Source organism: Acidisoma sp., assembly GCF_965199065.1.
GTDB lineage: Bacteria > Pseudomonadota > Alphaproteobacteria > Acetobacterales > Acetobacteraceae > Acidisoma.
Window position 1 is genome coordinate 1,705,169 of record NZ_CBDAQN010000003.1, and the last position, 12,806, is coordinate 1,717,974.

At 66.6% G+C, this 12,806-nt stretch carries 10 protein-coding genes; 9 read left to right on the forward strand and 1 reads right to left on the reverse strand.

All coding sequences use genetic code 11. The features are described 5' to 3' along the window. Positions 1-7: 7 nt before the first annotated feature. From ACOEQ1_RS16085 to ACOEQ1_RS16120, 8 genes are all read left to right on the forward strand, one after another. A complete protein-coding gene (locus ACOEQ1_RS16085; RefSeq protein WP_419760244.1) occupies positions 8-820 on the forward strand; it encodes a GntR family transcriptional regulator in 813 nt (270 codons plus the stop codon). A 53-nt stretch (positions 821-873) separates the two neighbouring features. After that, positions 874-1,980 (forward strand): hypothetical protein, encoded by a 1,107-nt coding sequence (locus ACOEQ1_RS16090; RefSeq protein ID WP_419760245.1) that lies wholly within the window; start codon positions 874-876, stop codon positions 1,978-1,980. A gap of 134 nt (positions 1,981-2,114) precedes the next feature. Next, the gene (gene hisG / locus ACOEQ1_RS16095; protein WP_419760719.1) at positions 2,115-2,759 is read left to right on the forward strand and encodes an ATP phosphoribosyltransferase; all 645 of its coding nucleotides are present in this window, start codon (positions 2,115-2,117) and stop codon (positions 2,757-2,759) included. Next, positions 2,759-4,063 carry a histidinol dehydrogenase gene (hisD, locus tag ACOEQ1_RS16100; RefSeq protein WP_419760246.1) on the forward strand — a complete coding sequence of 435 codons (1,305 nt, stop codon included), beginning with the start codon at positions 2,759-2,761 and terminating at the stop codon, positions 4,061-4,063. The genes hisG and hisD overlap by 1 nt, the downstream gene beginning before the upstream one ends. 136 nt (positions 4,064-4,199) lie before the next feature. After that, positions 4,200-6,137, forward strand: a complete 1,938-nt coding sequence (locus tag ACOEQ1_RS16105; protein WP_419760247.1) for a Hint domain-containing protein — start codon at positions 4,200-4,202, stop codon at positions 6,135-6,137. A gap of 76 nt (positions 6,138-6,213) precedes the next feature. Then, the gene (locus ACOEQ1_RS16110) at positions 6,214-7,236 is read left to right on the forward strand and encodes an enoyl-CoA hydratase/isomerase family protein (RefSeq protein ID WP_419760248.1); all 1,023 of its coding nucleotides are present in this window, start codon (positions 6,214-6,216) and stop codon (positions 7,234-7,236) included. Between the two features lie 78 nt (positions 7,237-7,314). Further along, positions 7,315-9,999: a DUF4118 domain-containing protein gene (locus ACOEQ1_RS16115; protein WP_419760249.1), complete on the forward strand. Its 2,685-nt coding sequence runs from the start codon at positions 7,315-7,317 to the stop codon at positions 9,997-9,999. Beyond that, positions 9,996-10,700, forward strand: a complete 705-nt coding sequence (locus tag ACOEQ1_RS16120) for a response regulator (RefSeq protein WP_419760250.1) — start codon at positions 9,996-9,998, stop codon at positions 10,698-10,700. Before ACOEQ1_RS16115 ends, ACOEQ1_RS16120 begins: the two co-directional genes overlap by 4 nt. A 19-nt stretch (positions 10,701-10,719) precedes the next feature. Here ACOEQ1_RS16120 and ubiG read toward each other — a convergent pair whose 3' ends face one another. Beyond that, a complete protein-coding gene (gene ubiG, locus ACOEQ1_RS16125) occupies positions 10,720-11,436 on the reverse strand; it encodes a bifunctional 2-polyprenyl-6-hydroxyphenol methylase/3-demethylubiquinol 3-O-methyltransferase UbiG (protein ID WP_419760251.1) in 717 nt (238 codons plus the stop codon). 148 nt (positions 11,437-11,584) lie between these two features. Here ubiG and ACOEQ1_RS16130 point away from each other — a divergent pair, with 148 nt between their 5' ends. After that, complete coding sequence (locus tag ACOEQ1_RS16130) at positions 11,585-12,802, forward strand: aspartate kinase (RefSeq protein ID WP_419760252.1); 1,218 nt, start codon at positions 11,585-11,587, stop codon at positions 12,800-12,802. The last annotated feature ends 4 nt before the right edge of the window (positions 12,803-12,806 follow it).

Here is a 12,806-nt window from a genome sequence, read left to right on the forward strand (position 1 = left end):
GGCACAGATGCGAACGAAACTTCAGCAACCGTCGGGGCCGCCGCTTTACGCTCGCGTCTATCAGTCCCTGCGCGACGAAATTCTCTCCGACCGCTACACCGTGGGAGGTGCGCTCCCGAGCGAGTACATGCTCGAGCAGCGCTTCCTGGTGTCCCGCATCACCGTCCGCCGCGCGCTTGAGGAGCTTGAGCGCGCCGGGCTGATCGAGCGCAGCCAAGGGCGGAGCGCCACCGTATTGCCGAGGCCAGCGCCTCTTGTCGTCGATGTCGGGCAGGCGATCGCATCCGTGCTGGCCGAGGGCGCCGACATGAGGCCCCGGATTTTGAGTTTCCGCTGGATCAGGCCAGAGGCCGATCTGGCCGAGACGCTCCAGGTTGATCCTGAAAGCCGCGTGCTCTGGGTCACGCGGCTGCGCCGTAGGCTGGGACAACCGGTCAGCCACAGCTCCGTCCAGATGCCCGAGCACATCGGTCGTGAGATGAGCGAGGAGGCGCTCGATCAGTTGAACCTGATCGATATCCTGAAGAGCCGCGGCCACGTGGCCGATAGCGCCGAGCAGCTGCTGAGCGCCGCGCCGGCCCCGCCGGGCATCGCCAAGCTGCTCGACCTGCCGGCGGGCGCCCCCATCTTCTCCCTACGCCGGCTGATGCGCGACGCCGAGGGGCGGCCCATCCTGCTTCTCCATGCTTCCATGCGGTGGGATCGGTTCAGCTACCGCCTGTCTCTGCGCCAGACGAAGCAGGCAGAGGACGCCGTCGCCGAACCGCCGGCGCGGACGGCCGAGGATGACCGGATCGAAGAACTCGATTTCGCGCTATAGAAGAGACCGCCTGTTCCCTTTTGGGTGATACCGGCCAAGGAGAATACGAAGTCGTGAACGCCGTCGCCCCCTCACCCGCCGAGCAGGAGGACGCCGCACCCGGCGTCCGGGCGGCAGTGGACGTGGCCTGGTATCGCGGGCGGCACCCCGATATCGCGGCGGCGGGGGTGGACTGCGCCGAGCATTACGCAAGCCTCGGCTGGCAGGAAGGGCGCTGGCCGAACGCTGCCTTCGATCCTGCCTTCTACAAGGCTCAGTTACCGGGCGCACTGGCTGGAGACCCCCTGCTCCACTACCTGAAACATGGGGAGGCAGCGGGGCTGCGGCCGATCGCCTGGTTCGACCCGACCTGGTATCGCGCCGCCCATAACGTGACGAGAGACGTGTCCGCCCTCGCCCATTATCTCAGCCATCGATCGGAGGGGTTTGTCAGCCCGAACCCAGACTTCGATTCGCGCTTCTACGTCGCGGACAATCAGGACGTAGCCGCAGCCGGTCTCGATCCATTCGAACACTACCAAGCACGGGGCCGTGCAGAGGGCCGGCTTCCGCGCCAGGAGGCCGATATCCTGCGCGCATCGGGGCTGATCGATCCCAACTACTACTATATCAACGGTCCGGATGTGCATCAGGCCGGCCTCGACGCCGTCGATCATTACGCGGCTGCGGGATGGCGTGAGCATCGCCGGCCCAATCCGTATTTCGATGGCGTCTGGTACCGGCAGCGCTACACGCCGCCCGCCGCGGTGAGCCCGCTCTGCCATTATGTCCTGGAGGGCGAGGCGCTAGGTCACCGGCCAAGCCTCTACTTCGATCCTGGCTGGTATCGTGCGGCTTACGGCCTGTCATCCGGCCAGTCTGCCCTGGGGCACTACCTCACACATCGTGCAGAGCGGCGGTTCAGCCCGCTGCCGCTCTTCGACATCGAATTCTATATCGCCAGCTACGGGCAGGACCTCGGCCGCGCGCGGGACATCTTTGCCCATTATCTGGCGATCGGCGCGCCTCGCGACCTGGACCCCGCCCCTTGGTTCCGCGCCGCCGAGTACCGGCAGCGGCATATGGTCGGCAAGCCGCCGCCGCCTTTCGCGACCGGCGAGGTGGCGCGCAACCCGCTGCTGCACTTCCTCTGCACCTTCATCCTCGCCGCGGGCCGCTGATATCTCGGAATAGCTACAGCTGCCGGGCTTTGCCCTGCTCCTGGCGAATGCTAGAGCGCCCACCCATGACCCAGACACTCGATCGTTCCCGCACCGAGACCGACGCTGACGACGCGGCGGAAGGCGGCATCGTGATGGCGCTGCCGAAGGGCCGCATCCTCGGCGACTGCATGCCGCTTCTGGCCCGCATGGGGGTCGTGCCGCCGCCCGACCTCGTCGATGAAGGCAGCCGGCGCCTGCGCTTTCCCACAAGCCACCCAGGGCTCGACATCGTGCGCGTGCGGTCATTCGATGTTGCGACGTTCGTGGCCTTCGGGGCCGCCGACATCGGCATCTGCGGCGCGGATGTGCTGATGGAGTTCGACTACGCCGAAATCTACGCTCCGCTCGACCTCGGGATCGGCCAATGCCGCGTGTCGGTGGCCGAACCGGAGGAAACTGCAGGCGCCGACGATACCGCCCGCTGGTCCCGCGTCCGGGTCGCGACGAAATACCCGAACATCGCCCGCCGCCATTATGCCGCGCGCGGCATTCATGCAGAGGTCGTGCACCTCAGCGGCGCCATGGAGCTGGCGCCACGCCTGGGCCTGTCGCGGCTCATCGTCGACCTAGTGCAGACCGGCAGCACGCTCCGCGCGAACGGCCTGGTGGAGACCGAGGTCATCGCCGCCGTCACCAGCCGCCTGATCGTGAACCGTGCCGCGCTCAAGACGCGGCCCGAGGTGATCGGCGCCTGGATCGCGCGCTTCCGCCAGGCCCTTGGCCAGGGAGCCAACTGATGCGCCGGCTGTCGACCGCCGACCCGACGTTTCCCGCGGAGTTTGCGGCGCTGCTCGCCCAGGCGCGCGAGACGACCGAGATCGTCGGCGAGCAGGTTGCGGCGATCATCGCCGACGTCCGCGCGCGCGGTGACGCGGCGCTCTGCGACTACACAAGGCGGTTCGACCGTGTGGACGTGGCGCCCGACCGTCTGCGGGTGACCGCGGCAGAGATCGCCGCCGCCAAGGCGACGGTGCAGCCCGAGCTTCTGGCGGCGCTCGACCTCGCGGCGACACGGATAGAGGCATTCCACACGGCACAGATGCCGCGCGACCTGGAAATGGCGGATGCGGCAGGTTATCGCATGGGGATGCGCTGGATGCCGCTCGATGCGGTGGGGCTCTATGTGCCCGGCGGCAAGGCCGCCTACCCTTCGTCCGTTCTGATGAGCGCTCTGCCGGCACGGGCGGCGGGCGTCGGCCGCATCGCCATCACGGTTCCGGCGCCGGACGGGGTCCTCAATCCGCTGGTTCTGGCGGCGGCCGAACGGGCCGGGATCACCGAGATTTACCGCATCGGCGGCGCGCAGGCGATCGCGGCACTCGCTTACGGCACCGGGACGGTTCCGGCCGTCGACCGGATCGTGGGGCCGGGCAACGCCTTTGTCGCCGAGGCGAAGCGTCAGGTCTTCGGCCGCGTGGGCATCGATGGCATTGCCGGCCCCTCCGAGGTCGTGGTGGTGGCGGATGCCGGAAGTAACCCGGCGCACGTGGCGATGGACCTCCTCGCCCAGGCCGAGCACGACGAATCCGCGCAGAGCATTCTGGTGACGACGGATGCGGCCTTCGCCGACGCCGTGGCCGCGGCGGTTGAGGCGGCTCTGCCGACGCTGCCGCGGGCGGCAATCGCCCGTAAAAGCTGGGCCGAGCATGGCGCCATCGTCATCGTGACGGACTGGACGGAGGCGGCGGAACTGGTCAACCGGCTTGCCCCCGAGCACCTGCAGATCATGATCGATGAGCCGGAGGCGTTCTTCGCCCGCATCCGTCATGCCGGGGCGGCTTTTCTCGGGCGCGATCTGCCGGAGGCGATCGGCGATTACGTCGCCGGCCCCAACCATGTGCTGCCGACGGGACGAACCTCGCGCTTCGCCTCGGGCTTGTCAGTTTTCGACTTTCTCAAGCGCACGACATGGGTCGCGGGCGATGCGGCGGCTTTAGCGGCGGTGGGACCGGCCGCTGTCCGGCTGGCCGAAGCGGAAGGGCTCGACGCCCACGCGAAGTCAATCGCGCTGCGGGTTGCGCTTAACGATAGGGCAACATGACGTTACGATCCTGCTAGCCCGGTAGAGGGAAGCCGACATCCAACCTTTCCCGACGATTTAGTGTTTGTCCGGGTTCCGTTAACTGGCTGGTCATACCGTTCCGCTACTGTTTGCATGTCGATCAGTCGGAGGGGTCATGTCGGGCACAATTTCCACCGCTATCACGCAGGGCGTTACGCTCACTGTCAGTCCGACGACGATCTCGGGCACAGGGTCGATCACCGTATCGACCGGTGTCGCCATCATCGGGCCTGCAACCGGCGGAAAACCTGCAGCAGGATGGACCATCAACAATGAAGGCCACGTGTCCGCGACTGCGTCGGCCGCGGGCGCAAACGGCATCGATCTCGCGGGCGGCGGGTCGATCACAAACTCGGGCGTCATCTCCGGGTTCTACAACGGCATTGATGTCAGTTCCGGCGCATCGGTCGTCACCAATACGGGCACGATCGACTCGAGCGGGCTCGAGGCCGTCGTCAACCCGAACAACCATGAATACGACGGCATCTATCTCGGCGGCGGCGGCAGCGTCACGAACTCGGGCACCGGGACGATCTTCGGCGGCATCGGCGGCATCGACATTGCCGGCGGCGTGGGGACCGTCACCAATACCGGCAGCATCGTCACGACGACGCTGGATGGTCAGGGCGTGGCACTGGACCAGGGCGGCACCGTCACCAACAGCGGGACCGGAAGCATCTACGGCGACTACAGCGGAGTAAAGATCGAAGGCGGCCTCGGCTTCGTCACGAACAGCGGCGATATCGGCGCGATCGGAGCGTCGGGATACGCGATCGATCTTGAGGCAGGCGGCCAGATTACCAACACCGGCTCCATCATCGGCACCTACGGCGGCGTGTTGACCGGCAACGTCGCCGCGACCGTGGTCAACTCAGGATACATTTACGGCTCAGATTACGGCGCCCGCATGGTTGCCGGCGGCTCGGTCACGAACATGGCCGGCGCGGTGATCCAATCGACGACGATAGCAGTCATGATGGGTGGCGGCACGGTCATCAACGCGGGCACCATCGATGCGACCGCGGCTACCGGTAAGGCAGTGCTCTTCACAGGAGCCGCGAACGATCTTGTCGTCGAAGCCGGGGCTGTATTCATCGGCGCGGTGACCGGCGCCGGTGCGGGTAACGTGCTCGAGCTCGGATCGGAACCGGTCGCGACAACGGGCACCTTCAGCGGTATCGGCGGCCAAGTCACGGGCTTCGGCACCATCACCTTCGACAGCGGCGATGCCTGGGTCGTTGGGGGCACCCTTGCAGGCTTTAACGGCGACTTCGTCAAAGGCTTCGCCATCGGCGACAGCATCACACTGAATGGCGTCACCGGGCTGACGAGCAGCTACTCCGGCGGCGTGCTGAGCCTCACCTCGGGTGGCACGACCGATACCATCGACTTCGTCAATCCAGGCGGCGCGGTGACGGTGACCGCTTCGGGCGGCAACACGACGATAGCGGTCGTGCCCTGCTTCGCGTCCGGCACCCGGATCGCGACGCCCAGCGGCGAGAGGCTGGTCGAGGAGTTGAAGCCGGGCGACGAGGTGCTCACGGTCCTCGGCGAGATCCTGCCAGTTGTCTGGGCGGGACATCGCGTGGCCGACTGCGACGCCCACCCGGAACCGGAGCGCGTCTGGCCGATCCGCATCGAGGCGCACGCCTTCGCCCAGGGAGCGCCGCACCGCGACCTGTTTCTGTCGCCCGATCACGCCATTCTGGCGCAAGGGGTGCTGATCCCGGCGAAGCAGCTCGTGAACGGCACCACCATCCGCCAGGTTGCGCGGCCGACGGTGACCTATCACCACATCGAGCTTACCCGACACGCGGTTATCCTCTCGGAGGGTCTGCCGACCGAGAGCTTCCTCGATACCGGCGCCGACGCGGCCATGCTGTTGAGCGGCGATGGACGCTCGACACTCAGCGCCTTTGGCTTGCAAGGTCCGGAGGCACAGCTCGTCCGGGATGCACTCGGCTGTGCCCCGATCCGCATCGTCGGGCCGGAGGTCGACAGGGTGCGGGGCCGGTTGGGGCTGCGCGGTGTCCAAGCCCCTGCCCTCGTCTGACGCGCCACACGTGGCGAGGATTGCCTAGCTTCCGGAAGATCGCCAAGCTGAGAAGCGTTCGGCGGGAGCGTGAGCGATGGACGGCGATCCGAGTGCGGCGACCCCGGGTCCGGGGGTTCTCGCCTCGCGCGACGGGCGAGTCGGGCGGTTGAAAATCGACCGGCAGAAGGCTCTCAACGCGCTCGACCTGCCGATGATCCGCTTTATCCAGCGCACCCTCGACCTATGGCGTGAGGATGACGCGGTCGAAGCGGTGGTGGTGGAAGCCGAGGGGCGCGCCTTCTGCGCCGGCGGAGACATCCGTGCGGTGCGGGCCCAGGTGCTGGCCGGAGACTACGCCGCCGCCGAGCAGTTCTTCGCCGAGGAATACGTCCTCAACGGCGCTATAGCCCGCTACCCGAGACCCTATGTCAGCCTCATCAACGGCATCTGCATGGGTGGCGGCCTCGGCATCTCCGTCCATGGAACCCATCGCATCGTCACCGAAGCCGCAGTGATGGCGATGCCGGAGACGGCAATCGGGCTCGCGCCCGACATCGGCGCCAGCTTCTTCCTGCCGCGCCTCCCTGGACTCCTCGGCACCTATCTCGGCCTTTGCGGCTATCGGCTGCAGGGTCCGGACATCGTGCATGCGGGCCTCGGAACGGCCTTCGTGCCTTCAGCGCTTCTGCCGGCTCTGTCTGCGGCTCTCGCGCAGGAGGGACCGGACGCTATCGCGCGCTTCAAGGCGCCGCCGCCACCCTTCCGTATGCAGCCGGAGATCGGCGCGATCGACCGCTGCTTCGGCGCCGACAGCATGGGCGAGATCGTCACCCGTCTCGAAGCCGAGGCAACGCCCTGGAGCCAGTCGATGTTGGCGATCCTGCGATCGATGTCGCCGTCATCCCTCTGCTGGAGCCTCGCCTCGTTGCGGGCTGGCGCCCAACGCAGCCTCGAGGCATGTCTGGCGGCCGAGTTCGCACTGGTCACGAGGATCATCCGGTACCCCGACTTCGCCGAGGGCGTTCGTGCGATGGTGGTCGACAAGGACCGCGCGCCCCGCTGGCAGCCCGCGCGGATCGAGGACGTCGATCCCGATTTTATCGCGACGCTGGTCTAGCGGCACAGCCCGTTCCCGTCAGGGGGAGCAGGCATCGCTTTCGAGGGCGCTGCAAACCGGGTATCACAACCGGTATCGATGCTGGAAGAAACCCGTCCCGATCCCGATGCGCTGGCCGCCGCTCTCGCCGCTGAGGGACGCGCGAGCTTGCGGATATTTTTGGGCGCAGCCCCCGGCGTGGGCAAAACCTGGGAGATGCTTAACGCCGGACGGCAGCGGGCGGCGGAGGGCGTGGATGTCGTCATCGGCGTCGTCGAGACTCACGGCCGGGCGGAAACCGCGGCTCAGATAGGGGCCCTGCCAATCCTGCCGCTGCGGCGCATTCCCTATCGCGGCCAAAGCCTCGAGGAGTTCGATCTCGCCGGCGCCCTGGAGCGCAAGCCCGATCTGATCCTCATCGACGAACTCGCGCATACGAACGTGCCCGGCAGCACCCACGCCAAGCGCTGGGAGGATGTCGCCGAATTGCTCGAAGCTGGCATCCCGGTCTGGGCCACGCTCAACGTCCAGCATCTCGAAAGCCTGAACGACGATGTCGCGCGCATCACCGGCGTGCGCGTCACCGAGACTTTGCCGGATCAGGTGCTGGAACTCGCAGCCGAGATCGAACTCATCGACATCACGCCCTCCGAGCTGCGCAAACGCCTGACCGAAGGGAAGATCTACCGCCCGGAAACCGCCCGCCGCGCCCTCAACGCCTTCTTTAGGGAAGGAAATCTAACCGCGCTGCGGGAGATCGCGCTGCGGCGGGTGGCGCAACATGTCGATGCCGACGTGCAGGACTACATGCGCCTCAACGCAATCAAGGGTCCTTGGCCGGCGAGCGAGCGTGTTCTGGCGCTGATCGGCGCCGATGCCTCGGCCGAAGCGGTGGTGCGACGTGCTAAACAACTGGCCGATGCGCTACGGGCGCCCTGGATCGCGCTGCATGTCGAGCGGCCCAAGGACAATTTAGGCGGCCTTTTCCGGTCTCAGGCGCCGAAGGCCCTAGCCGCCCGGCTGGGCGCGGAGGTCGAGACCAGGGCGGGCCGCGACGTGGTGGCGATAGCACTGGAACTCGCCGGCAGACGGAACGTGACCCAGATCGTGGTAGGTCGTCCACGGCCACGGCGGTTCCAGCATCTGGGCCGCCGCCTCTGGGCGAAGGCGTCCCTCGCGGAGCAGCTGCTGCGCCAGGGCGCTGACTTCAATCTGCATATCGTGCCCTCCGCTATCCAGCGGTCGCCACGAAAGTTCCGCGTCAGCCTCCCTTGGGCGCCAACGCCTTGGCTCAGCGCCGTCGGCATGATCGCGACGGTGGTCGTGCTCGGCGAGCTGCTGCGCGACTGGGTTGATCACGAGGCGCTGGGGATGGTGTTCCTGGCCGCCGTCATGGCCGTGGCGGCTCTGCAGGGCGTGGCCATCGGGCTCCTCTCGGCCGTCCTCGGTTTCCTGTGCTGGAACTACTTCTTCATCCCGCCCATCTACCGCCTCACGATTGCCGCTCCGCGCGACGTGATAGCGATGGTGGTGTTCGGGATTGTCGCCGTCTCTTCCGGTGTGCTGGCCGGGCGCGTTCGCGCCGAGGCCCTCGCGGCGCAAGGACGGATCGAGGGTCTGCGCCGGATCGGCCTGTTCAGCCGCCGTTTGGGCGAACCCGCGACCGAGGACGAACTGATGACGGAGATCGCGCAGCAGGCAGCCGCTCTGGCACCGGCCGCCGCGGTGCTCACCGATACGCCGGCAGGGCTGATCACCCGTGCCGTCCGCCCGGACGGCACGGAGGCGCTGGATGAAGGCAGCCTTGCCGCCGCGCGCTGGGCCTTGAGCCGGCAGGAGGAGGCCGGTGCCGGGACAGCCACCCTGCCCTCCGCAGCCTGGCGGTTCATGCCCATCCGCACCAGCCGTGGCGTCGTCGGCGTGCTGGGTGTGCGGCCGCCGGCAGACGGGTCTATCTCAGGCCCGACGCTGCAGGCGGTTTCGGCGCTCGCGGACCAAGCGGCCGTGGCGCTGGAGCGCGTGCGCCTTGCCGGCGAGGCCGCCCGTGGCGAGGCTCTGTCCGAGACTCAGGCTCTACGCACGGCGCTGCTCAATTCGCTGTCTCATGACTTGCGCACGCCGTTGACCGGTATTCGTGGAGCGGCCGAGACCCTTCGCGGCCATTGGGCGAAGCTGCCGGAACCCACGCGTCAGGATCTTTTGGCGAGCATCGAGGAAGACGTAGGGCGGATGACCCGCTTCCTCGGCAACATCATGGATCTCACCAGGCTCGAGGGTGGTGATATCGCCCCTCGCCTGACGACGGTCGAACTGGGCCCGCTGGTCGACGCGGTCATCGCCCGGGTTCCCGGGGCTTTGCATATGGCTGTCAGCATGCCGGATGGGGTCGCAGTGCGCGCCGATCCGAGCCTGCTGGAACAGGCGCTGACGAATATCGTGGAGAACGCGGTGAAGTATTCGCCCGTTGGCGCCGGCATCACGCTGAGCGTGACGGCGGAGCACGGCTTGGTGACGATGGCACTGGCCGACGAGGGCATCGGCATCCCGCCCGGGGACCTCACCCACGTCTTCGACAGCTTTTACCGGGCCAAACGTGGAGATCGCGTGGCGCCCGGCACTGGGCTCGGCCTCGCCATCGCGCGAGGCTTCGTGCAGGCCATGGGCGGGACGATCACGGCGAAAAGCCCGCGCCTCGACCTTGCCCGCGATGGCCTGCCCGGCACCATCATCTCCATGAGCCTGCCTGCGGCAGGTCCACCCGCTTTTGGGAGCAAGGGCACGTGACGCGCGCCAAGCTGCTCGTCATCGACGACGAGAAGCAGATCCATCGGTTCCTGGTGCCGGCGCTCGAGGCGGCTGGATACGAGGTGGAACGAACCACGACAGCGTCGGATGGGCTGCGCCTCGCGGCCTCCCGCGCGCCCGACCTCGTGCTTCTCGATCTGGGGCTGCCAGACGAGGATGGGCAGCAGGCGCTCCAGCGTCTGCGCGCCTTCAGCACGGTGCCGGTCATCATCCTCTCTGCTCGTGATCAGGAGAGTGAAAAGATCACGGCGCTCGACAACGGCGCCGACGATTATGTGGAGAAGCCTTTCGGGGTCGGGGAATTAATCGCGCGAATACGGGCGGCGCTGCGGCATCGTCGTATGCGGGACGGCGTGGAGACCATCCTGAAGGCCGGACCTCTGTCGCTCGATCTCGACCGCCGCGAGGTCAGGGAGAACGGGCAGCTCCTCTCGCTGTCGCGGCGGGAATTCGCGCTTCTTGAAATCCTCATGCGGAACCTTGGCAAAGTCATTACGCATAGACAACTTCTGACAGCGGTCTGGGGTCCGGCTCATGTCGAGGACCTGCAATACCTGCGCGTCTACATCTGGCACCTGAGGCAGAAGCTGGGTGCGGACACGATTGCCCTGCTGATCAACGAGCCCGGCGTCGGCTACCGTCTGCTTGAAGAAAAACCTCAGGAGCTGAGCCCGAAATGAAGGTCAGAATACGGGAAGCTCAACGCTTCTCGAAGGCCATGATGTAGTTGATCGAGAGGTCGCGGCTTTGGTGCCACTGCCTGCGCAGCGGATCGAAGCTCATTCCCGCACTGTCGATGGTCCGCAGGCCCGCCGCCCCGGCCATTCCGCTCAAGACCCGCGGCGGAATGAACTGCCGCCAGTCGTGCGTGCCAGTGGGCAGGATCCGGGCGACATACTCGGCGCCGATCTTGGCGGTCATCAGAGACCGGAGCGTACGGTTCAAGGTCGAGACGATCAGCAGGCCGCGCGGCGCCAGGGCGGCACCAAGACCTGAGAGAAAGCCTCCGGGATCCGGCACATGCTCGATGACCTCCAGCGCCGTGATGACCGAAAAGGTCATGTGCTCCTCGATCAGGGTTTCGATCCGGCCGCTGCGGTAGCGAAGCGGAAGATCCTGACCCTGTGCATGCGCTTCCGCGGCGGCGATAGCGGCCGGAGCCGCGTCCAGCCCCAGGACCGGAAACCCGTCGCGCGCCAGCGCTTCGGCGAGAAGCCCCGCGCCGCAGCCCACATCGAGGATCTCTCCCGGGAAGCCCTCGGCAAAATGACGCCGCAGGCGCCGGGTGATCCACGCGACGCGCAGCGGGTTCATCCGATGGAGCGGCGCCATTGGCCCGTCCGGCGCCCACCAACGATCGGCGAGCGCGTTGAAGCGGCCAACTTCGGCGAGCGAAAGCGTGGCGTCTGGCTGCATTGCCAATCATTGCCCCTGGGCTTTGGCACGGCTATGTCTTCCGGCCGTCCGGCGCGCCGCACTTCGGCACTGCCGGCATCATAGCGCCTTGGCCGGCATGCGCCTAATCCAGGCAAGCCAAAGAGGCAGGATCGCTTCGAAAGGTCTTATGGCCCGCATCGTCATGAAGTTCGGCGGCACATCCGTCGCCGATCTCGATCGTATACGCAATGTGGCCAACCTGGTCCGCCGGGAGGTCGAGGCCGGGCATGAGGTCGCCGTCGTCGTCTCGGCAATGGCCGGTGCCACCAATCAGCTTGTCGTCTGGTGCCAGACGCTGTCGCCTTTGCACGATGCGCGCGAATACGATGCCGTCGTGGCGACGGGTGAACAGGTGACGGCCGGTCTGCTCGCGATCGCGCTGCAGACGCTTGGGGTCGAGGCCCGGTCCTGGGCCGGCTGGCAGATCCCGATCCGGACCGATGGCGCCCATGGCAAGGCGCGCATCGAGACGATCGACGGGGCGGAACTCGTCCACCGGATGGGGCTAGGGCAGGTGGCGGTGGTCGCAGGTTTCCAGGGGCTGGGGCCGGACCATCGCATCACGACGCTCGGGCGTGGCGGATCGGATACATCGGCAGTGGCATTGGCGGCAGCACTGCGGGCCGATCGATGCGACATCTATACGGATGTGGACGGTGTCTATACGACCGACCCACGGATCGTCGCGCGGGCGAGGAAGCTGGACCGGATCTCGTACGAGGAAATGCTCGAGCTCGCATCCGTCGGGGCTAAGGTGCTGCAGACGCGGAGCGTTGAGCTGGCGATGAAGGAAAAGGTGCGGGTTCAGGTTCTATCAAGCTTTCAGGACGTTCCGGGCACGCTGGTTGTTGATGAGGATGAGATCGTGGAGAAGGAACTCGTTTCCGGTATCGCCTATTCGCGCGATGAGGCGAAGCTCACGGTGCGCCGCGTGCCGGACCGGCCAGGCGTAGCGGCGATGGTGTTCGGCGCTCTCACGGCCGAAAACGTGAATGTAGACATGATCGTGCAGAATATTTCCGAAGACGGAATGACCGACATGACCTTCACGGTCGGCCGCTCCGATCTGCCGAGGGCCCAGCAGGCTCTTGCCTCGGCCAAAGGGCAGATCGGGTATGCGGACCTCCTCGCGGACACCAACGTCGCGAAAATCAGCGTCGTGGGCGTCGGGATGCGCAGCCATGCCGGCATTGCAAGCACGATGTTCCGTGCGCTCGCGGACAAGGGCATCAATATTCAAGTAATATCCACGAGCGAGATCAAGGTAAGCATTCTCATTGCTGCCGATTATACGGAGCTTGCTGTGCGATCCCTCCATACCGCCTACGGTCTCGATGCCTCCTGACGCG